At 33.7% G+C, this 26,109-nt stretch carries 16 protein-coding genes; 5 read left to right on the forward strand and 11 right to left on the reverse strand.

Annotated elements, in window-relative coordinates; translation table 11 throughout:
* Positions 1 to 80: 80 nt before the first annotated feature.
* Both AC4PRO_RS12105 and rluF read left to right on the forward strand, forming a co-directional pair.
* Positions 81 to 923 (forward strand): alpha/beta hydrolase, encoded by an 843-nt coding sequence (locus tag AC4PRO_RS12105; protein ID WP_074724398.1) that lies wholly within the window; start codon positions 81 to 83, stop codon positions 921 to 923.
* Between the two features lie 182 nt (positions 924 to 1,105).
* Entirely contained in the window at positions 1,106 to 1,918 is an 813-nt protein-coding gene (rluF, locus tag AC4PRO_RS12110; protein WP_074724397.1) for a 23S rRNA pseudouridine(2604) synthase RluF, read from the forward strand.
* 41 nt (positions 1,919 to 1,959) lie between these two features.
* On the opposite strand, the gene AC4PRO_RS12115 is transcribed toward rluF, so the two are convergent.
* From AC4PRO_RS12115 to argS, 9 genes are all read right to left on the reverse strand, one after another.
* Complete coding sequence (locus AC4PRO_RS12115) at positions 1,960 to 2,886, reverse strand: magnesium transporter CorA family protein (RefSeq protein WP_074724396.1); 927 nt, start codon at positions 2,884 to 2,886, stop codon at positions 1,960 to 1,962.
* 1,122 nt (positions 2,887 to 4,008) lie between these two features.
* On the reverse strand, positions 4,009 to 5,472 hold the full coding sequence (locus tag AC4PRO_RS12120) for a hypothetical protein (protein ID WP_492117519.1): 1,464 nt from the start codon (positions 5,470 to 5,472) through the stop codon (positions 4,009 to 4,011).
* A gap of 421 nt (positions 5,473 to 5,893) precedes the next feature.
* Positions 5,894 to 6,646 carry a LytR/AlgR family response regulator transcription factor gene (locus AC4PRO_RS12125; RefSeq protein WP_492117520.1) on the reverse strand — a complete coding sequence of 251 codons (753 nt, stop codon included), beginning with the start codon at positions 6,644 to 6,646 and terminating at the stop codon, positions 5,894 to 5,896.
* Positions 6,639 to 8,279 carry a tetratricopeptide repeat-containing sensor histidine kinase gene (locus tag AC4PRO_RS12130; RefSeq protein WP_492117521.1) on the reverse strand — a complete coding sequence of 547 codons (1,641 nt, stop codon included), beginning with the start codon at positions 8,277 to 8,279 and terminating at the stop codon, positions 6,639 to 6,641. The genes AC4PRO_RS12125 and AC4PRO_RS12130 overlap by 8 nt, the downstream gene beginning before the upstream one ends.
* A gap of 169 nt (positions 8,280 to 8,448) precedes the next feature.
* Positions 8,449 to 8,904, reverse strand: coding sequence for a hypothetical protein (locus AC4PRO_RS12135; protein WP_074724393.1), 456 nt, complete (start codon positions 8,902 to 8,904; stop codon positions 8,449 to 8,451).
* A gap of 438 nt (positions 8,905 to 9,342) precedes the next feature.
* Entirely contained in the window at positions 9,343 to 9,750 is a 408-nt protein-coding gene (locus AC4PRO_RS12140; protein WP_492117522.1) for a DUF1801 domain-containing protein, read from the reverse strand.
* A gap of 52 nt (positions 9,751 to 9,802) precedes the next feature.
* Positions 9,803 to 10,693, reverse strand: coding sequence for a bifunctional 5,10-methylenetetrahydrofolate dehydrogenase/5,10-methenyltetrahydrofolate cyclohydrolase (locus AC4PRO_RS12145; protein ID WP_074724391.1), 891 nt, complete (start codon positions 10,691 to 10,693; stop codon positions 9,803 to 9,805).
* Positions 10,694 to 10,809: 116 nt separating this feature from the next.
* Complete coding sequence (ffh, locus tag AC4PRO_RS12150) at positions 10,810 to 12,165, reverse strand: signal recognition particle protein (RefSeq protein ID WP_074724390.1); 1,356 nt, start codon at positions 12,163 to 12,165, stop codon at positions 10,810 to 10,812.
* A gap of 150 nt (positions 12,166 to 12,315) precedes the next feature.
* Positions 12,316 to 14,094: an arginine--tRNA ligase gene (gene argS, locus AC4PRO_RS12155; RefSeq protein WP_492117523.1), complete on the reverse strand. Its 1,779-nt coding sequence runs from the start codon at positions 14,092 to 14,094 to the stop codon at positions 12,316 to 12,318.
* A 244-nt stretch (positions 14,095 to 14,338) separates the two neighbouring features.
* On the opposite strand from argS, the gene AC4PRO_RS12160 reads away from it, so the two are divergent.
* The gene (locus AC4PRO_RS12160) at positions 14,339 to 18,622 is read left to right on the forward strand and encodes a T9SS type B sorting domain-containing protein (RefSeq protein ID WP_492117524.1); all 4,284 of its coding nucleotides are present in this window, start codon (positions 14,339 to 14,341) and stop codon (positions 18,620 to 18,622) included.
* Positions 18,623 to 18,826: 204 nt separating this feature from the next.
* Positions 18,827 to 21,241 (forward strand): TonB-dependent receptor, encoded by a 2,415-nt coding sequence (locus tag AC4PRO_RS12165; RefSeq protein ID WP_492117525.1) that lies wholly within the window; start codon positions 18,827 to 18,829, stop codon positions 21,239 to 21,241.
* Positions 21,242 to 21,341: 100 nt separating this feature from the next.
* Here AC4PRO_RS12165 and AC4PRO_RS12170 read toward each other — a convergent pair whose 3' ends face one another.
* Positions 21,342 to 22,349 carry a 3-oxoacyl-ACP synthase III family protein gene (locus AC4PRO_RS12170; RefSeq protein WP_074724386.1) on the reverse strand — a complete coding sequence of 336 codons (1,008 nt, stop codon included), beginning with the start codon at positions 22,347 to 22,349 and terminating at the stop codon, positions 21,342 to 21,344.
* Between the two features lie 244 nt (positions 22,350 to 22,593).
* Here AC4PRO_RS12170 and AC4PRO_RS12175 point away from each other — a divergent pair, with 244 nt between their 5' ends.
* Positions 22,594 to 25,005: an alpha/beta hydrolase family protein gene (locus AC4PRO_RS12175; RefSeq protein WP_492117526.1), complete on the forward strand. Its 2,412-nt coding sequence runs from the start codon at positions 22,594 to 22,596 to the stop codon at positions 25,003 to 25,005.
* A gap of 43 nt (positions 25,006 to 25,048) precedes the next feature.
* On the opposite strand, the gene AC4PRO_RS12180 is transcribed toward AC4PRO_RS12175, so the two are convergent.
* Positions 25,049 to 25,993, reverse strand: a complete 945-nt coding sequence (locus tag AC4PRO_RS12180; RefSeq protein ID WP_074724384.1) for an ABC transporter ATP-binding protein — start codon at positions 25,991 to 25,993, stop codon at positions 25,049 to 25,051.
* Between the last annotated feature and the right edge of the window lie 116 nt (positions 25,994 to 26,109).

Here is a 26,109-nt window from a genome sequence, read left to right on the forward strand (position 1 = left end):
CATGACCGTAATTTCTTCGCAAACACCAATAATCGTATGCGAATTACACATGACCGATAAAAATCAATAAATATCTACATGTGAAAAAAACAATCTACTTCCTCTTTACCAAATCTGTCGGATTGTACATTAATGTTCTAAGTTTTCTATTGCCTGAAAAAGCCACCCAACTTGCGTATACTTTATTTAGTGAACCCCGAGACGGCAAGCTCTCTAAAGACAATCTTCCTGCAATACTACAAGAAGCAGAAAAAGAAACCTACTATCACAACAAAACTCATTTTCAAACCTACACTTGGAAAGGAAATGATACTATTATTCTTTTAGCTCATGGCTGGGAAAGTAATGCCTCACGATGGGAAAATATATTACCTTATTTAAGAAAGTCAGGAAGTACCATTATTGCCATTGACGCCCCTGCTCACGGTCTTTCGGGCGGCAAGGAATTCAATATTCCACAGTATGCCGAATTCATTGATGTTCTAGTTCAAAAATTCAACCCGCAATACCTCATCGGACATTCGTTAGGTGCTAAAACCTGTTTGTACTATCAATCTAACTACCTCAATAACAGTATTGAAAAGACAGTCATATTAGGTTCGCCAAGTGATTTCAAAATCATACTCAATAATTATATTGAAATGCTTAGTTTAAATTCGATAATTTCAGGAGGTTTAGAAGCACACTACCTCAAGCATTTTAAACTAAAATTAGAAAATTTTTCTGGCAAAATATTTGCCGCCGATATACAAACAAAAGGGTTTATTGCTCATGACAAAGATGACACCGTAGTTTTATTTGAAGAAGGAAAAAAAATAGCAAGTACCTGGAAAGATTCTGTTTTCATTGAAACTAGTGGCCTAGGTCACAGCATGCACAGTGACGAATTATACACTAAAATTTCTCGGTTTTTATTTGAATAATTTAAAATAAACTATTTCGCAAAGATTCACAAAGGATACACAAAGCTTCACGAAGAATTTTATAATTTTTTTAAAAAAACTTTGAGCATCTCTGCGTTTTAACTTTGAGCATCTTTGTGTAACAATACTTTTCAAATCAATTTTAAATAGTATCTAATTACCAAATTGATTACTTTTGCAAGATGGAAGATAATCTAAAACGCCTTAATAAATTCATAGGAGAAACTGGGTATTGCTCCCGTCGAGAAGCTGATAAACTAATCGATGAAGGACGTGTAACCCTAAACGGAGTTGTTCCGGAATTAGGGACAAAAGTTTCGCCGGATGATGAAGTGCGTATTGACGGTAAACTGATCCGTGAAAAACACGAGAAGCCAGTCTACTTGGCTTTCTACAAACCTGTGGGAATTGAATGCACAACTAACTTAGATGTTCGTAATAATATCATCGATTATATTAATTACCCGAAACGTATTTTCCCAATTGGTCGATTAGACAAAGCCAGTGAAGGATTAATATTCATGACCAACGATGGTGATATTGTCAATAAAATATTACGTGCTAGAAACAATCACGAAAAAGAATATACGGTAACGGTAAACAAACCCATTACAGATCGTTTTATTGAAAGAATGGGAAATGGAATTCCAATTCTGGATACCGTGACCAGAAATTGTAAAGTAGAGCAAATCAGTCATGATATCTTTAAAATTATTCTTACACAAGGTTTAAATCGACAAATCCGTAGAATGTGCGAGTATTTAGGATATGAAGTTATTGGCTTAAAACGAATCCGAATCATCAATATTTCACTTGATATCCCCATGGGGCGATACCGTGATTTAACTGACGCCGAAATAAAAGAACTAAACGAACTTATCGAACCTTCTAGTAAAACAGAAGAAGCGAGTTTACCAAAAGCAGAAACTCCTAAAAGAAGAACGGAATTCATCAAAAGAGATGATCCTAGATTTAAAGGAAGAGGTGACTATTAAAACAAAAACGGTGTAAAATTATTTACACCGTTTTTTTATTTTTAAAACCATCTTTTTCTCTTAAACAAGAATACCCCAAAAATAGAGAGAATAATAGAGACTAATACAAGTATCCATAAACCCATTGGGTTGCTTTGCAGACCATTAGGAACATTCATCCCGTAGAAGCTGGCAATTACCGTAGGAATCATCAAGATAATGGAGATTGAGGTCATCTGTTTCATGATATTATTCATGTTGTTAGAAATAACTGAAGCATACGCATCCATCGTTCCAGTCAAGATATCACTATAAATATTAGTTGTTTCCTGAGCTTGGCGCAATTCAATTTCTACATCTTCTAGCAAGTCAAGATCATAATTAACACGTTGTGATTTGATGTTTTTAATTCGATGCAGTAAAATATCATTTCCCTTTAAAGAGGTCATGAAGAAAACCAAACATTTTTCTATTTGCAACAAAGCCTGTAATTCTTCATTTTTTATGGATTTCTCCAAATTGTCTTCGGCTAGTTTTATTTTTTGATTGACTTGTTTCAAATATTTTAAATACCAAATACTTGAAGATAACAGTAGTCTTAAAACCAAATCGAAATTATCTTTGATATCAATACTCTTTCTCTGTGTATATGTTACAAAGTCGGTAAGCATCTCAGTCTGATGAAAGCTAACAGTAACACAAACCTCCTCTCTAAACACAATCCCAACAGGAATTGTATGAAATGGAAGTTTCACATCATTGCTCTTCACAGGAATACGCATGATGATTAATGTCCATCCGTTTTCTACCTCGATACGAGGTCTTTCGTCAATATCTTCAATGTCATTGTAAAAGGCTTCGGGGATTTGAAGCTCTTCGAGTAAGTATTTCTTTTCGGCTTCCGTTGGACATTCGATATTTATCCAGCAGTTTGGAAACCATTCTTGCACTGCAATTAATCCGTTATTGTTTTTATAAAAAGCTCTCATTTCAAAATTCTATAGGTTTAGCATAGCCTCTTGAAATAACACAAGCGCTACAATTAGTTCAACATTTCCGAATAATAATCGTCCATTATAAAGTACTATTTTTTAGTGCTGCAAAAGTATTCTTTATTTCATACTCCCTAACTATTTGTATGTTTTTTAAGAAAAATTTAAGTTGAAAGTAAAACAAGAGTTCAACTTAAATACAATTAGCAATAATTACCAAAAGGACTATTAAAAGCGTCTTGCATCTTTCTGCTACTAGCTTCATCGACGCTGCTACTATAAATAATACTAATTATATTTATTTTATAGTCCAATGTGCTTTAGTTAACAATCACTTTTACTATTTAGCATGCTGAAAGCTTCTCAGCAAAGTTGCTGACGTATCTGGAGTCGCTATCAGCGAGACAAATTAAGTGGTGTAGTTTGTGCAAGAATAGAACCCTATTTATAATTAGGGAGCGTACTATATTTCTAATTGACATAAACAATGTCAATCGCTTAAATTAGAAAAAAAGCTGAAATAGTATTAATAACTTAAAAAAAGAGGAAGGACTTGTTATCCTGCGAAGAATACCCTGTTTTATAAAAATAAGAATCGGGGAATTACGAACAAATAACGTATCGCTTTCCAAAAACGCTAAGCTGCATAAAATTATATACTAGTTAACCAAATAAATTGAAAAGATAAAATAAAAAAGGTTAAAATTAAACTTACAAGACAAAAAACAGCTACCAATCGAAAAACACTGATATTATCTAATGAATCATAGATGACGTTCAAACTCAAGACTAATTTTTTCATTTGAAATTGATTTTAATAGTATGAAATTACATTAGAATATCCTTTCTGATAAAAAATATGTCATAGAACGGTGAAAATATGTTATGAAATTACCGTTTTAAAGCTTTTCTAGATTTTCGAACTCTATTTTAGACAAAAAAAGCAGTTGGTAAATAATTACCAACTGCTTTTTTATTTTGTATTCTTAAGCCATAACTACTACATTTTTAAATACTAGCCTGTAATTAAAATAAAATCACTTGGCTGTAAACAAACCTGATTCTGAAAATTCAGATAACAAATTGCTTTAATAACTTAACGTAGTAAATATCTAATTACTATTTTTCACTGTTTGCCTTGCGCAAAGAATCTGGATAAGCCATCGCTTGTATAGACCATGCAAAATCAAGTTTTACCCAACGGTTAAAAAGAGTATCATTCATACTGATGTATTGATCTGTAATGTAAGGAAGACCATTAAACGATTTGTTTTTGGAAGTATATCCACCTCCATTTACAGTAGCCATTGCATGGCAACTCATGCAATTCGTTTGCATACCATATCGAAATCCTTTTGCATTAGGCATCTTTTGTTTAAGAACACTTTCAGCAGGAAAAGTACTGGGTCCAAAAGACGCTTCTAAGTAGGGATTAAATCCAAAAACAGCTTTAGTATTTTCATTTGTACCGTTATTTATTGGCTGGTTTGGCCATACCATATTATAAGCAGGTAAAACGGCATAATGAGCAGCGGCTTTACTCAGCTTTATATTACTTTTAACAAGCTGATCATAGTTAAACTTAGAGCTTGGAGATGGAGGATTAGCAGGATCTGGAGCCCAAAAATACGTTTGCCAAGTCCAATTAGCAATTTCTTTAGTTGATACGTGCATACCCATTAATAAAGCCAGATCCCCTTTTTGGGCCGTACCTTGCCCCTGCTCCTTATTAAGATATTCAGCCATTACAGCATCGACCTTAAAATGAATAAAATCCTTAATATTAACAGTAGCATTACTAATTTTTGATACATCTTTTTCTGCACTAAAATCTACAGGAATTGGAATTTTCACCCCTCTTTTATTTGTAGGGTCAACAAAAACATATTTCCAATATTTTTTAAAAGTAGGAATAGAATCGGCAACCGCAGGCATCCCTGGCCACACTGGAATAGCAATTAACTCCTTGCCATTATTCTTCACATACAAATAAGTTGGTTTAATAGTAATTGAAGAACTAGGGAATTCAGGTATCGCACCAGATCCTTTATTAGATTTCAAATAAGGCGTTAAATTCTTTATATTAAAAATGTCTTTATTTAATGCAAATGCTGCGGCATCAGGACTGTAGTTCACAGTTACCCATTGACGATCAGTTGAATCTACAGCTTGATCATCAATAACGGCATGATGAAACTGGCTAGGATGCGTAAGCAATGTTCTACTCGTTTTAGGAATTTTTGAACCACCATTTTGCATCATGATTTGCAACTCGTTTGTACCAGTCCATGTTTCAAAAACTAACAGTTTATCGCCTCCAATGGTTTCATTTGTTGCTGCAGTAAGTCCCGCCCAAATTCCCCATGCATGCTTAGAAATACTAATTGTATCTTGCTCACTTAACCATTTATAAATTAAGGTGGAATCTGTTGGGAATTTAATTCCTGTAATTGCTTCACTAGGAAAAGCTTGCGGAATAATATGTGTAGATTCACTATATTTATCTTGTTTGCACGAAAGGCAAAAAAAGATAATAGTGCAACAAATTGCGAATGACGATACGATTGTTTTGTTTTTTTTCATGTTTAATAGGTTTTATTGACTTGGTTTATTCTTAAATGTATTTGAATTTTAAAGCTTGTATTTTTTGTTGCGAAAAATATATTTCGTTCTAGTGAAAAATTATAATAACAGCTAATTGGGTTTTACCGACCTACAAATTGTCGGGACTAAACCAACGATAATTGAAGTACTATTTTCTACATTCATATTATAAATGCGAACTTCACCTAAATTACTGGGATAAAACTAACCCATTGTAAAAAGTAAGAAAAGTATAATGACATAAGACACCAATTCTTTGTCATAAGAATTCAAAAAAGAGATTTTACCCCAATTGAAAAATGGAGTAATAGATCTAATACTGGGAAATAAATATCCTAAAACAAAAAAACTCCCTTATTAATTAAGGAAGTCCTGATTTAAAAAAAATAATGAAATAAGGCTATTTCAATATGCGGAACTTTTTTACAAAGTCCTTGTATTTATCACTTAATGTAACTTTATGGTTTCCTTTTAAAATAAGTAGATTATCATTAACAATAATCTCTTCTATTTTATTTGTATTAACAATGAAGTTTCTATGGGTCTGGCAAAATTTTTCTGGATCTAAAAGCTGAATGAGTTTAGTCAACGACATTAAAATTACAAATTTTTCGTTTTCGGTAACTATATTACAATACCTATCTTCAACTTCAATATAAACGATATCATCAATCAGTACTTTTTTTAAGGATTTGTTTTTTTTAACAAACAGGTAATCCTCACTTATTACTGTATCTTGAACTTCACTTAGAAAAACATTGGTTTGTCCATAAAATTTCTCGACCGCCATTTCAAGTGCATATAAAATCTCGAGTTCATTAAATGGTTTTAACAAAAAACTAAAAGGCTGTGTGAGTTTAGCTCTTTCAAAAATTTGTCTATCCTTAGAACTTGATAAAAAAACAAATGGTTTTGACTTATTTGGCACAATATTAATTGTCTCTGCAAAAGTAATACCATCTGGTTTCCCGTCTAAAAAAATATCAATAACCACAATATCAATCTTAATCTCACTATTGTAAAACAACCTTAAGGCTTCAGTATAAGTACGCGCTACACCAACCACAGTATAATTATTAGCCTTTAAAACTTGTATCAACGCATCACTTTCTGCTGGTGTGTCCTCAATAATAAGTACATTTATATTATCCATTATTTTCTGTTTTTGGCAAAATAATTATGATTCTGGTTCCAATACCTTCTTGACTCTCTATTGCTAATCTACCGCCGTTTTTATGAATCATACTTTTACACAACTGCATTCCTAATCCAGTTCCTATGCTGTCATCACTTCCTTTTTTAGAAAGCAAAACCGTCTCTTTAAGGAGTTCTTGTTGCTTTGCTTCGCTCATTCCAGCTCCAGTATCTTCAATAACTAAATAACAACAATCATCCTCAGTAGGTCGAATATAAACCGTAATTACACCATTCTCATTAGAAAATTTAAACGCATTGTCTAGAATATTTCTAATAATTATTTTTAGCGAATCTTGATCTGCCATTACAAAAATAGCGGCAGGCACCTTATTCTCGAAGCTGATATTTTTATTTAACAATAACGGCTTGTAATTATAGGCTATATGCGCAATAATAGATTGTAAATGTAAGGATTCTTTATAAAAATAAGCTTGTTGGGTTTGCAATAATGCCCAATTTAACAAGTTGTCTAATAAATTATAAGTACCATTAGCAATAGAACTATTATTATCAAGTAGCTGGTCTAAAGCCGAAAAATCTTTGGTCACAAGGCTTTCCTGTAATTTAGTATTACTGGTTTTCAAGGCATTTACTGAGGAACGTAAATCATGACTGACAATAGAGAACAATTTATCTTTGGTAGCATTGAGGGCGTCTAACTCCTCTTTTTGGGCTAATATAATTTTGTTTTGCTTCGTTTTTTGCTTGTAAAAATAAAAACTAACACCCAGCAACAGCAACAACAAAATCGAAGAATACAATAGGCTGTTTCTCTGTACTTCTTTTAGCTCATTTTCTGTCTGGAGTACATTTACCTCTTTTTGTTTTTGCTTGACCGCAAATTTCTTTTCTATCTCAGCAATAGCCCATACTTTATTTTGATCGTTTAGAGAGTCTTTCCATTGTTCGTATTCTTTACGATATGCTAACGCCTTGGGGAAATTTTTCCTGTTTTCTTCTACCACTGCCATGTTAAAAGAAGCCTTTTTTTTAGGTTCGAATTCTTTTATTTTTTTAGATAATTGATAGGCTTTTTCAAAATAAGGAATTGCCTGATTGTCTTTGAATTGAACATAATAGAGATTGGCAATATCCATATACGAACCGATAAGTAAAGGCTTCTCTTTTTCTGACTTCTGTAACTCAATTGCTTCTAATAAGTATTCTTCTGCTTTATCATACTCCTCTAACTCTATATAGCATATCCCTATATTATGAATTAAGGTGCTGTTGTCATAGTCATAAGTGCTGTTACTAGGCGAGTTCTCTATTTCTTGAAAATAAATAACTGCTTTAGCAAAATCTCTTTGCTCTAATGAAATTGTACCTAAACCAAATTTAACATTATAATAGAACGGAAATGTGGTAGCTATTAAATCATATTCTTTTTTTGCCTCTACAAATAGTTTTTTCTTTCTGAAACTATTTGCTCTAAAATAATGACTATAATTATTCAATTCAGTATTAGGAGAAACTACTAGTTGTTTCATGGAATATACAAGAGTAGAATCCCATTCCTCTCTTAAAAAAAAATAATTAGCCTTCTGGAAATTAATTTCTTTTTTATACCTTCTTGCAATATTTTCCAATTCTATTTTAAAGATTATTTTGGTAGAATGTTCTTGTGAACAAAGAAAAAAAGAAAAAAACAAGAGTACGAAAATAAAAATTAATTTAATATTTAATATCATACTCGTGTTTTTTGATAGTATATATACTATATGACAATAATGTTTTGTTTAGTAGGACCGGCATATACTAACCCTGCACAGTCGTCTCAGTACCTCTAGAAGTAATTGGATCTATATCCCAAAGAAAGGTTTGTATAGTAGTTATATCTTCATTTGAAAATATCGACGGTAATGCTTGAAAGGAAATTTGATACGCTTGAAAATCAGTAGCGTCAGTTTCTTGTGCATCATAGCTTATAAAAAACTGCAGTCTTGGCGAACCAAAATCACTAACACAATAATCTTGATAAATAGTAAAACTATTTGCATCTAATCCTGTTATAGCAGCATCAATAAAAAAGACAGTACTCACTTGAATGTTTTTAGAAGCGTCTAAATATACCTCAACAAGAGGTTGTAATGGTTTATTAGGCCGTTTGTTTGTAAACGATATTTTACCACTTTCTGAAAATGTTAATTCCTTAACCAGTTCCCCAGGAGGAGTTGAAATTAAAGCCTGTGTACTTGCATTGTTTGTGCTCATAATTGTATAATTAAATTAATGTTAAGATTTCAATTAAAACAAATGACATTAAACAATCTGAATTATGCATAAGTCGCTGAAAATTCACGAAATAATTAAGACTATACCGACATTTACGCCAAATATAGACAAAAACATATTAAACAACAGCTATTTTATAGTAGTTCCTTTATATCTACCAGTGATAATTAGTAACCCCATCAAAAAGTCCGCTCTTTATACGGACTCCTTTTTGGTGCAAAAATAAGCTTATAGTAATGACTCTAATGTCTTTAAAATGAACAAGGATTACAAATGGCAATCCTATTTGGTTATTAACAATAAAACTATTGTCAACCGGCTTTAATCATTCGAAAAAAAAACAGACCATTAATATGATTTTGAACCTACGGATACTTTAATAAAAATCACATAATTTCTACCGAGCATTAATAAAGCTTATTGTATCCTTCTTCTTCTGGCTTTGACGATCTGTTCATCAATTGAAATAGCTTCAGCAATTTGCTGCTTTAAAGAAACGACATCAATCTCTTTAATCGAAGAAAATAGTGACTTCGAACTGAAACTAGCGGTTTCAAAAGTTTCATCTAAAAATGAAGCGCCTTTACAGAAACCTATTCCAACACCACTACTAACCTTCTCCCAGGGAATGGAAGATGGCCAAATATAACAAATCTTAGAATGTCGGTAATAAAAAGGCACGTTAGAGGCTAATCTCTCTTTACAGTCCGGCATACATTCCAGCACAATCTTACGAAGGAAGAGAACGATTTCCAATTCTGATTCCGGCAAATAGCCCAAGAACTCTTCTATAGATTTGAATTCTATTTCTTGTGGATTTTCCATAATGCTAAAAAAAGCCTATTCAGACGAATAGGCTTTATATTTATTTATTTATTTATTTATCTAATTTCAGTATTTTCATTTCTCTAGCTAACAGCGTGTTTTTTAACAACATCGCTATCGTCATAGGCCCCACTCCACCAGGAACAGGGGTAATAAAACTTGCTTTTTTGCTTACATTTTCAAAATCTACGTCACCGGTAATTACATAACCCTTATCCTTTGTTTCATCTGGAACACGAGTAATTCCCACGTCAATGACAACAACTCCATCTTTAACCATATCAGCCTTTAGATAATTAGGCACGCCTAACGCTGTGATAATGATATCCGCTTGAATAGTGATTTCTTCGATGTTTTTAGTGTAGCTGTGTGTCAAAGTAACCGTTGAGTTTCCAGGAAACCCTTTTCTTCCCATCAATATACTCATAGGTCTTCCCACAATATGACTACGACCAATTACAACGGTATGTTTTCCTTTAGTCTCTACTCCATAACGCTCCAGTAATTCTAAAATTCCGAAAGGTGTGGCAGGAATAAAAGTGCTCATATCCAAAGCCATTTTTCCAAAATTCTCAGGATGAAATCCGTCAACATCTTTACTTGGACTAACAGCCATCAATACTTTTTGCTCATCAATTTGCTCCGGAAGCGGTAATTGAACTATAAACCCATCAATATTATCGTCTTCGTTTAGCTCCTTAATTTTTTTAAGCAATTCAGTTTCAGAAGTAGTACTTGGCATCTTTACCAAAGTAGATTCAAAACCAACTCTTTCACATGCTCTTACCTTACTTCCTACATAAGTTAAACTTGCTCCATCGTTGCCCACAATAACTGCGGCTAAATGAGGGACTTTTTCCCCATTATTTTTCATCTTTTGTACTTCGACTGCGATTTCACTTTTAATGTCTTCCGCTGTTTTTTTTCCGTCTAGTAGTTGCATTTTATTTTAAGTTTCTATTTTTAGTTTCTATTTTTTTTACAAGAACTGATATCCCTATAAAAGAGTAAGGTTTAAAATTTCAATAAACATGAAACTTTAAACCTTAACCAAATATTTTAGCGCATCGCTCCGCCTCCAGGCATTCCTTTCATTCCGCCCATCATCTTCATGAGGTTTTTCCCTCCTGGCCCTTGCATCATTTTCATCATTTTACTCATTTGCTCAAACTGTTTCATCAATTGATTGACTTGTTCAATTTTTGTCCCTGAACCTTTTGATATTCTTGCTTTTCTTTTCACATCAATTAGAGAAGGTTTGCTTCTCTCTGCTGGAGTCATCGAATGAATAATAGCTTCAATATGTTTAAAAGCATCATCTTCTATCTCGACATCTTTCATGGCTTTTGAAGCACCTGGTATCATTCCAACCAAGTCTTTCATATTACCCATTTTCTTCACTTGTTGAATTTGAGAAAGGAAATCATCAAAACCAAATTCGTTTTTAGCGATTTTCTTTTGAATTTTTCTAGCTTCTTCTTCATCAAACTGCTCTTGTGCTCTTTCTACTAACGACACAACATCTCCCATTCCCAGGATACGTTCTGCCATACGAATAGGATAGAATACATCAATCGCTTCCATTTTCTCTCCCGTACCTACAAACTTAATTGGTTTATTAACTACAGTTTTTATCGAAAGAGCCGCTCCACCACGTGTATCACCATCTAATTTGGTTAATATAACACCATCAAAATTTAATATATCATTGAAAGCTTTTGCCGTATTTACCGCATCTTGACCTGTCATGGCATCAACCACAAACAAGGTTTCTTGCGGCTGAATTGCTTTATGAACACGTGAAATCTCATTCATCATTTCAGTATCAACTGCTAGACGTCCGGCTGTATCCACAATAACAACATCAAACCCTTTTGCTTTAGCATGTTTAATTGCATTTTGTGCAATTTCAACTGGATTCTTATTTTCAGGTTCTGAATATACCTCAACACCTATAGAATCCCCAACAACGTATAATTGCTGAATTGCTGCAGGACGATAGATATCACAAGCAACCAAAAGCGGTTTTTTATTCTTTTTTGTCAAAAGGTAATTTGCTAGTTTTCCAGAAAAGGTAGTTTTACCTGAACCTTGTAAACCAGACATCAAAATAACGGTAGGATTTCCAGAAAGGTTTATTCCAGCAACATCACCACCCATCAATGCTGTCAATTCGTCTTTGACCAACTTCACTAACAGTTGTCCTGGTTGAAGTGTGGTTAATACGTCCTGCCCTAAAGCTTTTTCTTTTACTGTATTCGTAAAATCTTTCGCGATTTTAAAATTTACATCGGCATCTAGTAAGGCGCGACGAACTTCTTTTAAAGTTTCAGCTACGTTTACTTCGGTGATTTTTCCGTGTCCTTTTAATATATGAAAGGCTTTGTCTAGTTTATCGCTTAAATTATCGAACATAGTTTTTTATTTTATTGAAATGCAAAGATAAACTAAGTTAGATTATTAGGCAATTAGATTATTAGATAATTGGCAGGTCGCTTATGATATTATTTCAACTAAAAAAGCGGCCCAAATTGGAGCCGCTTTTCTTTGAATGTTTTGGTTTAATTACATGCGTTCCGGAACATTAATTCCCAGCAGACTAAAAGAAGCCGCGATGGTATCTGCCACCTTTTTGGACAACTGCACTCTGAATATTTTTTCTATTGCTACTTCTGAACCTAGAATGGGTACAGCCTGATAAAAAGAGTTGTATTCACGTACTAAATCATAGACAAAATTAGCTAATAAAGCAGGACTATGATTATGTGCAGCATTTTGAATTACCTCAGGAAACAACTCCAATTGTTTCAATAACTCTTTTTCTTTTGCATGAAGTTCCACCATTCCTGATTCATTCGAAAAATCAAAATTAGCTTTACGAATAATCGATTGGATTCTCGCATACGTATATTGTATAAACGGCCCTGTATTTCCAGCAAAATCAACAGATTCTTCTGGGTTAAAAAGGATTCGTTTTTTTGGATCTACTTTAAGGATGTAATATTTTAAAGCTCCAAGACCAATTGTATTGTATAATTTTGTTTTTTCTTCGGCAGAATAACTGTCTAATTTCCCTAAATCTTCAGCGATTTTTTGGGCAGTATCTGTCATTTCTTGCATCAAATCATCAGCATCGACTACAGTTCCTTCACGGCTTTTCATTTTTCCAGAAGGTAAATCCACCATTCCGTATGATAAATGATATAGGTTTTTAGACCAATCAAATCCTAATTTTTTCAATATTAGAAACAACACTTTAAAATGGTAATCTTGCTCATTACCCACAGTGTACACCATTCCGCCCACATCTGAATAATCTTTGACACGTTGAATAGCAGTTCCAATATCCTGCGTCATATAAACCGCAGTACCATCTGATCGCAATACGATTTTACGGTCTAAACCTTCATCCGTTAGGTCAATCCACACAGAACCGTCAGGATCTTTTTCGAAAACCCCTTTTTCTAAACCTATCTGAACTACATTTTTCCCTAATAAATAGGTATTGCTTTCATAATAATAACAATCAAAATCAACTCCTAAGTTTTTATAGGTAGTTGCAAAACCGTAGTAAACCCATTGGTTCATTTTTTTCCAAAGTGCAATAACTTCTTCATCTCCAGCTTCCCATTTCAACAACATTTCTTGGGCTTCCAGAATGATGGGCGCTTGTTTTTTGGCCTCTTCTTCTGTTTTTCCTTCACTCATTAATTGAGCGATTTCTACTTTATAGGCTTTATCGAAGGCAACATAATAGTTTCCTACTAATTTATCTCCTTTTTGACCAGTAGATTCAGGAGTTTCTCCGTTTCCAAATTTCTGCCATGCCAGCATCGATTTGCAAATATGAATTCCTCTATCGTTTATGATTTGCGTTTTGTATACTTTTTTACCCGATGCTTTAATAATTTCAGCAACAGAATAACCTAATAAATTATTACGTACGTGACCTAAGTGCAACGGTTTATTTGTATTTGGCGAAGAGTATTCGACCATTACTGCTGTATCTTCAGGGTTTGGAGTTACGAAACCAAATTTCGCATCATCCTTTATTCCGTTAAAGAAATTTAAATAATATTCATCGGAGATCACAATATTCAAAAATCCAGAAACCACATTAAAACGGCTCACTTCAGCAACATTTTCTACTAAATAGTTTCCAATTTTATTCCCCAATTCTACAGGGTTGCTTTTGATTACTTTTAATAATGGAAAAATTACCATCGTGATATCTCCCTCAAATTCCTTCCGTGTAGTTTGAAACTCTACTTTGTCAATAGCGATATCAAATAAGGCTTGGACAGCTTTTTCAATTGAAGGGGTAAGGATTTCTGATAATGTCATTTTGCGTGTTTATTTTAAGCTTGCAAATATAGTGTTTAATTATAATTTTTTAATTGATTAAAGAATTAGACTTTTTAAGAAAATAACGTGCCTAGCACTAAAATAGACATTGTAATAAAAATACGTAAAGTCTTATACTAATAACAATTAAAACAAAATAAATGCTTTTAAACGATTAAATTTGGCATTTAATCCGATTTGTAACTATGTTTACCAAATACTTATTTATCGAAAATGCTTTGAAATGAAGAAAACAGTAGTACTATTGATATTGTTTTTTACGATAAAAAACTTTTCACAATCGATAACGGTAAATACATCTAGCTATACGATTCCAGAATTAGTAAATAAAGTACTGATTAACTCTCCTTGTGTTTCAGGGACAAATGTCTCCTCAAAAACAGGATCTTCCTTTGGATCAACAAACAGCATTGGATACTTTGAAAATACAAATCCAAACTTTCCTTTTAAAAGCGGTGTGGTATTAACAACTGGCGATGTGACAAAAGTACCTTCACCGAATAATACCATATTGAGTGACGGAAATAACTCTTGGACTGGTGATATTGATTTAGAGAACAATCTTTCATCACAATCAGGAATTAAAATCAATTCGATTAATGCCACCTACATCGAATTTGATTTCCAACCTAAAACACCTGACTTTGATTTTTCTTTTATATTTGCTTCCGAAGAATATGGAGTTTCGCAATGTAAATTCTCTGATGCTTTTGCTTTTTTATTAAAAGATATAACTGCGGGAGGAACAAATCACAATATTGCATTAATTCCAAATACTAACATTCCTGTTTCGGTTGAAACAATACGAAATAGCGCTTACAATACTAATTGCTCCTCTGCAAACGTTGCTTTTTTTGGAAAATTCAATGGGGAAGGATTTGGTCCCGCAATAAATTTTAACGGCCAAACGATTGAAATGCTAGCCTCTGCTACTGGATTAGATACTACACATACGTATCGAATAAAACTAGTAATTGCTGATGGAGGCAATAATACAGGTTATGATTCTGCCATTTTTTTAAATGCAAACAGCTTTAATATTGGACAAGACGTACTAGGCCTTGATTACACTATTGCAAACAATAAAGCCATTTGCCCAGAGAGTAGCTTACCCATTTTATCCGCAAATGGATTAAGCGCCGGAACCACTTTTCTTTGGAAAAAAGAAGGAATAGATTTTTCTCCTGCCCAAACGGGAGCAACCTTAAATTTAAATTTGATTTTACCATTAATTGATTCTGGCATTCATAAATACAGTGTTTCCTATACGGAGCCAGGTTGTACAGCCGTAACAGACGATATTACTGTTCAAATAACCCCTTCCATCGGAGTACTACCAACTATTCCTGATATTTATGTCTGCGATTCTGGTGCTGCGAGTTATGATTTTGATTTAACCAAAAACACCAAAATTATATTGGCAGGAAAAAATCAAAAGACAACTCCAACTGGAATATTGGATGACCTCCCTTCGGGAACAAATATTAGCTATCATCTTTCTAATGATGATGCAGCAAACAAAATAGGTCAGATCGCAAACCTTCATACTATTATGAGCTCTGAAAGCGGTAAAATAATTTACGCGCGAATAGAAAGCTCCACTTCATACTGCTTTGAAATACGTTCGTTCAGCCTACTAGTCGTTCCTAGTCCAGTAATTGCAAGTATGGTACCTGACATAACGCTTTGTGCGAGAAACAACACTGATCCATCTCCACATGCTATTTTCGATTTAACAAACCACAAAAATTTAATCTTGGGTTCTCAAGACATAAGTTATAACATTCTTTCTTTTCATTCCTCCAACAATGGGGCGAATACAAACACTGATGTCATTATACTAAATCCAAAAAACGAACTATTTACTTCAGAAGTCACCTTGTGGGTGCGCGTCCAAAATATTTCTAATCCAGAGTGTTTTGTAACAGCTAGTTTTCAATTAATCGTGACACCTATTCCACAGGTAGATCTCCTTCCGGACGTACTGGTATGCGATAATTACATACTACCCGTTTTAACAAAAAATGGGGCACAATATTGGACAGGGACTAATGGCACAGGGACACAACTTTTTGCAGGAAATAGTATCGCTGCTAGTACTACCCTATATGTTTTTAATGAGTCAGAAACTTGTACAAGTCAGCACAGTTTTAAGGTTACAATCGCTAGCGTTAGTACAGTTTCGCCAACTTCATCGTCTTATTGTTCAGTATATAAATTACCAGTATTGCCATATGGTAAATACTTCACAAAATCAGGTGGGCAACACACCACAGGCAACACCGAATTAGAAACAGGATCTTTAATCAATTCTGCAGGGCCAAATACAATTTATGTTTGGTATGAAAACACGACGATAATACCAAATTGCTCGCAAGAAGCAATCTTTACCATCACAATTATTCCTTTTGTCACATTACCCAATTATAAAAACCAATTTGGCTGTAGTTCCTACACGCTTCCTGTTGACCCAAATGGAGGGATTTATTATTCAGGAACGAATAAGGGATTGCCTATTATTCCTGCAGGAACGGTTATAATCGCTACAACTCCAATTTATGTTTTTAAAGAGACCGCTACTTCGCCAACAAATTGTTCTTCAGAAAAGACATTTACTGTTTACATTGGTCTAGATGATATCAATCATCCAGGAGATGTAAATTCTTGCTCCACTTATATTTTGCCTTCATTACTTGCAGGCGAATATAGAACAGCGCCTCTGGGTGGTGGCACTCAGCTACCTGTAAATACTGCAATTAATGCTACTACAACACTTTGGTTTTATGTCCCCGGAGAAAGTTGTACAGACAATTTAGAGTTTACGATTACTGTAAACATTACTCCGTTACCAATTATTAAAGATACTGATCCACAATGCGATATGTATTATTTACCTGCCGTTGATCATTCCGGAGATTATTACACAGGACCATTGGGAACTGGCGAAGTAAGACCTGTTGGATTTCAAATCACTACAACTCAAAGAATGTATTTTTATGATAAAGCAGTAACGGGACCTTGTTATGTAGAAGAAAATTTTCTTATAACTATCAATTCATCTCCAAAAATTGATGCAAAACCAGTCGAAGTTGTACAATGTGGACGAGCATATATACTCGATGATTTAAATATTGGTGAATATTATGAGTTCCCAGGAGGGCCAACTCCAGCGAATCCTGTACTTCCCCCAGGTTATGAGTTGACTTCATCAAAAACAATATATGTTTATGCAGAAGCAATAGCGCCTAATACTTGTATTTCTGAATATAGCATCTTCGTTTTAGTTACAATGGTAAATGAGATTGAAGATCAATATGCTTGCGATTCGTATGCTTTACCGGCGATAGTAGGACTTGGTGATTATTACACAGCAACCGGTGGCCCTCACGGTGCCGGAATGAAATTATCAATACCTTATGCACCAATAACTACAACAACTAGATTGTATCTTTTTGCTGAAGATAATAATAGAGTGTATTGCAGCGATGAAGATGATTTTAATATTATAATTTATAATAGTCCAAAAATTACTCCCATAACCCCCATCATTAGATGCGAATCTTATGTATTACCTCCTTTTATCGCTCCGATTAGCAACTATTATAGTCAGCCAGGAGCTGGCGGCAACGCGAATCTAGAGAAATTTCCAGGAGATATCATTACTAGCTCCACAACGATTTATGCTTATGCAGCAGTAGGCACTCTCGCTACCATACTTTGTCCTGATGAGAAACCGATGGTGATTACTATAACGGCTAAACCAAAGCCAATACTAAATGTCCCTCCAATTTGTCATGACTTCAAAACAGGTCTGATTACTAATTCATTTATAACAACTGGATATGATGCTCCACGATATGCGTTTGAGTGGAAAAAAGAAGATGGAACATTGGTAAGTACTTCATCAAGTCTCTCAACAAATCAACCCGGAAACTATTCAGTAACAGTAACAGATCTGTCTATATTCAGCTGTCCTTCAGATCTAGTATTATTTAGCGTATTTGAGTCTTTACCTCCAAAGTCTATTTCATATACAATAGAGGGTTGGTTCACCGACAACCAAACAATTACGATAAATACAATTCCAACTTTAGGTGATGGGAAAAACTTTCTATATTCAATAGATGGAAGTTCCCCACAAGTAAGTAATATATTTACAAATTTAACACCTGGAATACATGAAATAACAATTAGTGATCGTAATGGTTGTGGATCAACTACCCCACTTGTCTTTAAAGTAATATATGCGCCTAAATTTTTCACCCCAAATGGCGATGGATATAATGACACTTGGAATATAACTGACATGCCAGATCAAGAAAAGCCCAACTTATTTATTTTTGATCGATACGGAGCGTTACTAAAACAACTCAAACCAAACGGCGCTGGATGGGATGGAAACCTAAATGGACGCCCATTACCCGCTGATGATTATTGGTTTTATATATCCTACACTGAAAATGGTGTTCTTAAAGAATATAAGTCGCATTTTTCATTAAAAAGATAAATCATAAATTATTTTACCTCAAGACTTTCCAGCAGGAAAGTCTTTTTTTTTATAAAAAAGCGTAACAAATTAATTGCTTGATCGTCTATTATCTATCATGCTATTTTAAATTAATTTATAAAACAGTACTATGTATAACCTATTATTTAAATAAAAAGAATACCTTTACATCATCAATCAAATTTTTAATCAAAATCATCAATCATGAAAATCAAATTAATCTTAGCATGCCTATTCGGAACCCTAGTTTCGATGCAAGCGCAAACTTCAGTCAAAACATCACTTCTCGAAAATCCCGGAAGTATTTCGGGGAAAGTTATTGACAAAAACAATAACGAAACCCTTCCCTATGTCAATATCATTATAAAAGAAGGCGACAAATTTATTACCGGCGGAATCACCTCTGACAAAGGAATTTTTTATATAAAAAACCTAGATTTAAAAAACTATACTGTCGAAATACAATTTATGGGATACAAGACCATTTCAACAACAGTTACATTATCTACAGACAAAAAGAACGCTGATCTAGGTACATTTGCACTCAAAGAAGACGCCATAGAGCTTAAAGGTGTCGATATCGTCAGTGAGAAATCGACGATCGAACAAAAAATCGATAGAAAAATAATAAACGTTGGGAAGGATTTAATTTCAGCTGGAGCTACTGCCGCTGAAATAATGAATAATATTCCCTCAGTAAGTGTTGATCCACAAACAAATGCGATCAGTTTAAGAGGAAATTCCAACGTACGTGTTCTAATTGACGGAAAACCATCTAATATTGATGCGTCCCAATTATTACAACAAATCCCTTCGGCTTCAATCAAACAAATTGAATTAATTACAAACCCTTCTGCAAAGTACAATCCAGAAGGAATGAGCGGTATTATCAATATTGTCTTGAACAAAAACAGTAAAATCGGTCTTAATGGAAGTATCAATAACGGGGTCACTTTTGGAAAAACACCAAAAGTAAATTCAGCTTTCGACTTAAATTACAGAAATGGAAAATTTAATTTCTACGGAAATTACGGTTTAAATCACGGTAAAAACAACAATCATGGTATCATTAAAAGTGAAGAAAAAAACAAAGAAAATACACAGCTTTTTCAATTCAATAATCTTACCACCTCACATCTAGCTAAAGTTGGTCTTGATTACTACATCAACGACAACAATACTGTTTCTTTTTACACCAATCAAATTTTTTATAAAGCGAAAGGCTATGGCGGAAATGATGTAGATTATACTTCAAACTCCACTACTATAGATCTATTACAACCTTATGAAAACAAACAAGACAATCAAGGTCAAACTTACAATTTTGACTATAAAATAAAATTCAAAAAAGAAGGACACAATCTAGAACTAGAGGCCAATTATGGTGAAGATGACAGTCGTGAAAACGCAATCTATACCAACTTAAATAGAGACAACAATACTGTTATCAACTCTTTCACTAACGATGTGCGTGTACTTAGCAAAAGTACAATTATCAATCTTGATTATGTAAATCCATTGACTGAAACCATAAAATTAGAACTTGGATTAGAACTAAGAAATGAAACTACTGATAACAATTTGTTTCGAGATAATGCGTATAGTTCTAATTTTACATATGATCGAAATATCTATTCAGGATACGCTACTCTTGGCAAACAATGGAAAAAATGGAGTTTTCAAGCTGGAGCCCGCTTGGAGAAATACAATGTTGAAGCCATCTTTAAACAAGTCACTTTAGCTGATGGACAATTTAAAGATGACATTTTAAGTATTTATCCTTCTACTTTTTTGAGTTATAATCCAAGTGACAACAACTCTTTCAATCTAAGTTTTTCACGAAGAGTAGACAGACCGAGTATTGATCAAGTAAACCCTATTAGAGAATGGAGCACCGCTACGATAGATTCAGAAGGAAATCCAAACCTTATCCCACAATTCACAAATTCTTATGAACTGAACTATACTAGAAAGACAAAAATTGGTTCTATTACTTCGGGTATTTTTTATAGAAAAATTGAAGACGAAATAACGAGAGTTCTATTTACAAATTTAGTGAACCCTAACAAGCAAGTACTATCGTATGCTAATTTTGACAATAATAATGCGTACGGATTAGAAGTGTCAGGTAATTTAGATTTTAAAAAATGGTGGAGTGCCAATATTAGCTTAGACGCTTATCAGAAAAAAATAAAAGGAACAATTGAAACAACTCCTGGAAACTACGAATTTGAAGAAATTAATGCTACAACATTTAATGCTCGAATAAATAATACTTTTAAAGCGACAAAAGATTTACGTATTCAATTATTTGCTATGTACAAAGGTAGAGATCGTAGTCTTCAGTTTGACGTTGCTAACATGTGGAAAATGGACGTTGGAACCAGTTATAATATCTTAAAAGGTAACGGAACGATTAGTGCGCGCTTAAGTGATATTTTTAACACCATGCGTTTTGCATTTGATAATGACAGACCCTACAAGTCAAAAGGACAGTTCAATTGGGAAAGTCAAACCGTATATCTAGGATTCAATTATCGTTTTGGGAGTGGCAAAAACAAAGCTGCTGAAAGAAAGCAAAGAGACAAAAATGAAAGCCAAGGAGGCGGACTTCTATAGTATAAAATTTAAAAACTAGGTTTCCCAAATAAAAACCCGAAGTCGTTATGACTTCGGGTTTTATTGTATATGATAAGGATGTTTTTTTTTAAATAAGAAATTACCATCTAATAATTGCACTTCCCCAAGTAAATCCACTTCCAAAAGCAGCCAAAACTACTGTATCTCCAGATTTAATTTTTCCTTTTTCCCAAGCTTCAGTCAAAGCAATTGGAATAGAAGCGGCTGTTGTATTTCCATATTGTTGAATATTATTATAAACTTGATCATCATTCAGACCAAATTTCTTTTGTATAAATTGAGAAATTCTCAAATTTGCTTGATGTGGTATCAACATATCAATATTAGAAACCGATAGATTATTCGCTTCAAGCCCTTCATTAATTACCTCAGCAAAACGAACCACTGCATTTTTAAATACAAATTGTCCATTCATATGCGGAAAATAACTTTCATCATCAGGATCATTATCCGCAAGAATATCAGTCACCCATCTCGCTCCCATTCCTGGTGCTGTAAGGACTAATTCCTCAGCATGTTGACCTTCAGAATGCAAATGCGTAGAAAGAATTCCTTTCGTTAAATCTTCTTCTCTACTCAAAACGGCTGCTCCTGCTCCATCTCCAAAAATTACAGAAACTCCACGACCACGTGATGTCATATCTAATCCAGTCGAATGTACTTCTGATCCAATAACTAAAACGTTCTTATACATTCCGGTTTTAATATATTGATCCGCAACAGACAAAGCATAGATAAATCCCGAACATTGATTTCTAACATCTAATGCCCCTACGGTTCTCAAACCTAAATCACGTTGTACTAAAACTCCTGGCCCAGGAAAATAATAATCAGGACTTAAGGTAGCAAAAACAATAAAATCAATATCTTCTTTGGCAACGCCAGAACGTTCTATAGCAATTTCGGCAGCTTTTACTCCCATTGAAGTCGTTGTATCTTCTCCTCTTATAATGTGTCTTCTTTCTTGAATACCTGTTCTTTCTTGAATCCACTCGTCATTGGTATCAATAATTTTTGACAAATCGTCATTAGTGACCACATTGGAAGGAACATAAAATCCTAATCCTGCAATTTTTGAATGATACATATAATTGTTGTTTTATTATAATAAGAATGTAAATTTTATTGTACTGTAAAATATTAGCGACCAAATTACTCTTTTTTTTAGCAATTAACAATTTATAAATTTAAGTAGAACGTTACATACGTTTTAAAAAAGATATTAAAAGAATAAAAAATAAAGTATTTTTACAATAAACTGGCAATAAATGTAACAAGTGAAAAAGAAACTACACTTATACTTCTAATTAATCAAAAAACGAACCTTATTTATGAAATTAAAATTTAGCCTGATTTTATTTCTTGCATTAAGCTTACCTACTTTTGCACAAGAAAATCTTACGTATCAAAAACCATCTAAGTCAATTCTTGATTTAGCAGACTACGAGCGCGCACCATCAGTAAGCATGGATACCAAAAAGGAATACATGCTCCTAACATATAGAAATACCTATAAAACGTTAGACGATTTAAATCAAGATGAAATGCGTTTGGGCGGTCTACGAATAAACCCTACCACAAACATTTCCAGTACGGTTACCTATATCAACAATATCAAGCTTCGCAAGATTAAAGATAAAAATGAAATTCAAGTGAGCGGATTACCCGAAAATCCTCGCATCACTAACATCTCTTGGTCGCCTAATGAAAAGAAAATCGCTTTTTCACATACTACAAATTTAGGGGTAGCCCTATGGGTTGTTGATGTTGCTTCCGCGAAAGCGACTCAACTTACTGATAACAATGTAAATGCTAACCTTGGAAATCCTTTTAGCTGGTATAGCGACAACGAAAATATTTTGGTAAAAATATTACCCCAAAATAGACCCGTTTTATTAGATGAAAAGAAAAACCTACCAACAGGTCCAATTGTTTCAAATGCAAGTGGAACAATTTCTCAAAATAGAACGTATCAAGATTTATTGAAAAATAAAACTGACGACGCAAATTTTGAAAATATAATAACTGCTGAGTTGTACAAAGTAAATCTTAACGGAAGCAAAATTTTATTTAAATCGGCTGATATGTATGCCGGCGAAAACTTTTCTCCAAATGGAAACTACCTGATGATAAGCACAATTCATAAACCTTTTTCGTACATCGTTCCGCTTAACCGTTTCCCTTCTAAAACTGTGGTTTATGATAAAGAGGGAAAAGAAGTTAAGATGGTTAACGAAGTGGCCTTAAATGAAATTATGCCAAAAGGTTTTATGGCAACTCGTACCGGTAAAAGAAATATGAATTGGAGAAATGACGAAGCGGCGACCTTATATTATGTGGAAGCGCTCGATGAAGGAAATCCAGAAAACAAAGTCGACTTTAGAGATGAAGTATTCCAATGGAAAGCCCCTTTCGACAAAAACCCTTCGCAAATACTTAAAACCAAACAACGTTTTGGAGGAATTATTTGGGGTAATGAAACTACAGCAATTGCTTTTGATCAATGGTACGATACTCGAAATACTAAAACGTATTTATTCGATCCATCAGATGCTACTCAAGAGCCAAAAATAATTACAGATAGAAACTCGCAAGACATCTACTCTGATCCAGGGAATTTTGAAACTATTAAAAACGCATATGCTAAAAAAGTTCTTGCGATTGAAAACAACAATCTTTATTTGTTAGGAGATGGTTTTACTAAAGACGGGCAGTTCCCTTTCATAGCTGAATTTAACCTAAAAAGTCTAAACACAAACAGACTGTATACCTCAACATATAAAGACAAAAAAGAAGAATTACTGTCTATAGAAGATTTTAAAAAAGGAGAGGTTTTGGTACAAATTCAATCTAAGAATGAATATCCTAATTATTACTTTAGAAACATCAAGAAAAAAGACCAGCTTACTCAAATCACAAGTTTCAAAAATCCTTTTGAAAGCATTAAAAATGTAAGTAAAGAGGTGATTCAATATAAAAGAAAAGATGGTGTAGCGCTTTCAGGAACGTTATACTTACCAGCAGGATACGATAAAGTAAAAAAAGAGAAGTTGCCTTTATTAATTTGGGCTTACCCAACAGAATTTAAAGACAAAAACTCTGCAGGACAAAACAACCAAAACCCAAATGAATTTACCTTTCCTTATTACGGATCATTTGTATATTGGGTAACCAAAGGATATGTGGTATTAGACGACGCTTCTTTTCCTATTATTGGTGAAGGGACTACGGAACCAAACGATAATTTCATTTCACAATTAGTAGATAATGCTGAGGCTGCGATAAACGCGGTTGATGCTTTAGGTTATATCAACAGAAAGAAAGTGGCTGTTGGCGGTCATTCATATGGCGCTTTTATGACTGCGAATCTATTGACGCACTCTAATTTATTTGCTTGCGGTATTGCACGAAGTGGTGCTTATAACAGAACGTTAACTCCTTTTGGGTTCCAATCAGAGCAACGCAATTACTGGGAAGTACCTGAAATTTACAATACCATGTCTCCATTTATGAACGCAGATAAAATGAAGACTCCGATATTACTTATACATGGAGAAGCTGATAATAATCCAGGAACATTCACTTTACAAACGGAACGTTACTTCCAGGCATTAAAAGGTTTAGGAGCACCTGTAAGAATGGTAATCTTACCTAAAGAAGCTCATGGTTATGCCGCTAAAGAGAATATTTTACACCTACTTTGGGAACAAGAGCAATTCTTAGATAAATATTTAAAAAACTAATTAAAAACAAAGCCCCGAAATTTTAAATTTCGGGGCTTTGTTTTTATGAAATCATTAAACTGACTTCCTGATTGATCTCTAGTGGAGTTTCATGCTCAAAGAAAATTACCTTTCTGTCAAAAACTGCCTTAATTAAATAATGGCTTCCTTTAAAAAAGGATTGTTTCACTATTGCTGTTAACATTCCATTGTCGACCACTTTTAATTGATGTGGATAGAGCAATACCATTTCATCTTCCCCGTCTACAGGAACTAATTGCGACAATTTAAGTTCATTTACTTCTCCAAAAAGAGATGCTACATATTTATTTATAGGATTGTTGTACAAGCTGAATGAATTTGCTTTATCGATCATCATTCCGCTTTGTAAAACAATAGTTTCATCTGCATAAGACAATGCATCTGTACTATCATGAGTAGCTATAATACAAGTGATTTCCTTAGTTTTTAAATATGCAAATAAATTACGTCTAAGAGCATTTTTTCTAAAATTATCAATATGACTAAATGGCTCGTCTAATAACAGTATTTCAGGTTCTAGCGCCAAAACTCTAGCTAGTGCCACACGTTGCTGCTGTCCTCCACTTAAATACTTAGCTTGAACATTAGCAAATTCAGTCATTTCGACCATTTCTAGCAATTGCTCAACACGCAATTTTTTCATGCAGTTAAATCCGTTAGATAAAAACTTACCCACATTTTCAGCCACGGTAATATAAGGCATCAAGTCAAAATCTTGAGCAAGATATTTTACAAAAGGCATTCCTGGAACCAAATTATATTTAGGCCCTAAAACTTTTTTATCACCCCAAACAATCGCTCCTTCGTCTAAATCATACAAACCATAAATTAGTTTTAGTAGTGTACTTTTTCCGCAACCGCTTTCTCCAATAATAGCAATATTCTGTCCCTTTTCAATAGTGAAATTGATGTTTCTTAAAACTGGTTTTTCGTTATAACCAAAAGTGATGTTTTGAACTTGAAGCATTTTTATAATATGAAATTTTGAGATTGCAAAGATAGATTTCTTTAACTAAAAGAATTTACTGAAAGTGAAATTTATGAAAAAAAAGAAAGCCCTTTCATTTTAAAAACGAAAAGGCT

The sequence above is a fragment of the Flavobacterium sp. DW-iso2 genome (assembly GCF_058725285.1).

Bases quoted from the DNA above. Each gene is read 5' to 3' on its own strand.
- rluF (WP_074724397.1), top strand. From the start codon at position 1,106: ATGGAAGATAATCTAAAACGCCTTAATAAATTCATAGGAGAAACTGGG.
- AC4PRO_RS12115 (WP_074724396.1), bottom strand. From the start codon at position 2,886: ATGAGAGCTTTTTATAAAAACAATAACGGATTAATTGCAGTGCAAGAA.
- AC4PRO_RS12120 (WP_492117519.1), bottom strand. From the start codon at position 5,472: ATGAAAAAAAACAAAACAATCGTATCGTCATTCGCAATTTGTTGCACT.
- AC4PRO_RS12125 (WP_492117520.1), bottom strand. From the start codon at position 6,646: ATGGATAATATAAATGTACTTATTATTGAGGACACACCAGCAGAAAGT.
- AC4PRO_RS12135 (WP_074724393.1), bottom strand. From the start codon at position 8,904: ATGAGCACAAACAATGCAAGTACACAGGCTTTAATTTCAACTCCTCCT.
- AC4PRO_RS12140 (WP_492117522.1), bottom strand. From the start codon at position 9,750: ATGGAAAATCCACAAGAAATAGAATTCAAATCTATAGAAGAGTTCTTG.
- AC4PRO_RS12145 (WP_074724391.1), bottom strand. From the start codon at position 10,693: ATGCAACTACTAGACGGAAAAAAAACAGCGGAAGACATTAAAAGTGAA.
- ffh (WP_074724390.1), bottom strand. From the start codon at position 12,165: ATGTTCGATAATTTAAGCGATAAACTAGACAAAGCCTTTCATATATTA.
- argS (WP_492117523.1), bottom strand. From the start codon at position 14,094: ATGACATTATCAGAAATCCTTACCCCTTCAATTGAAAAAGCTGTCCAA.
- AC4PRO_RS12160 (WP_492117524.1), top strand. From the start codon at position 14,339: ATGAAGAAAACAGTAGTACTATTGATATTGTTTTTTACGATAAAAAAC.
- AC4PRO_RS12165 (WP_492117525.1), top strand. From the start codon at position 18,827: ATGAAAATCAAATTAATCTTAGCATGCCTATTCGGAACCCTAGTTTCG.
- AC4PRO_RS12170 (WP_074724386.1), bottom strand. From the start codon at position 22,349: ATGTATCATTCAAAAATTGCAGGATTAGGATTTTATGTTCCTTCCAAT.
- AC4PRO_RS12175 (WP_492117526.1), top strand. From the start codon at position 22,594: ATGAAATTAAAATTTAGCCTGATTTTATTTCTTGCATTAAGCTTACCT.
- AC4PRO_RS12180 (WP_074724384.1), bottom strand. From the start codon at position 25,993: ATGCTTCAAGTTCAAAACATCACTTTTGGTTATAACGAAAAACCAGTT.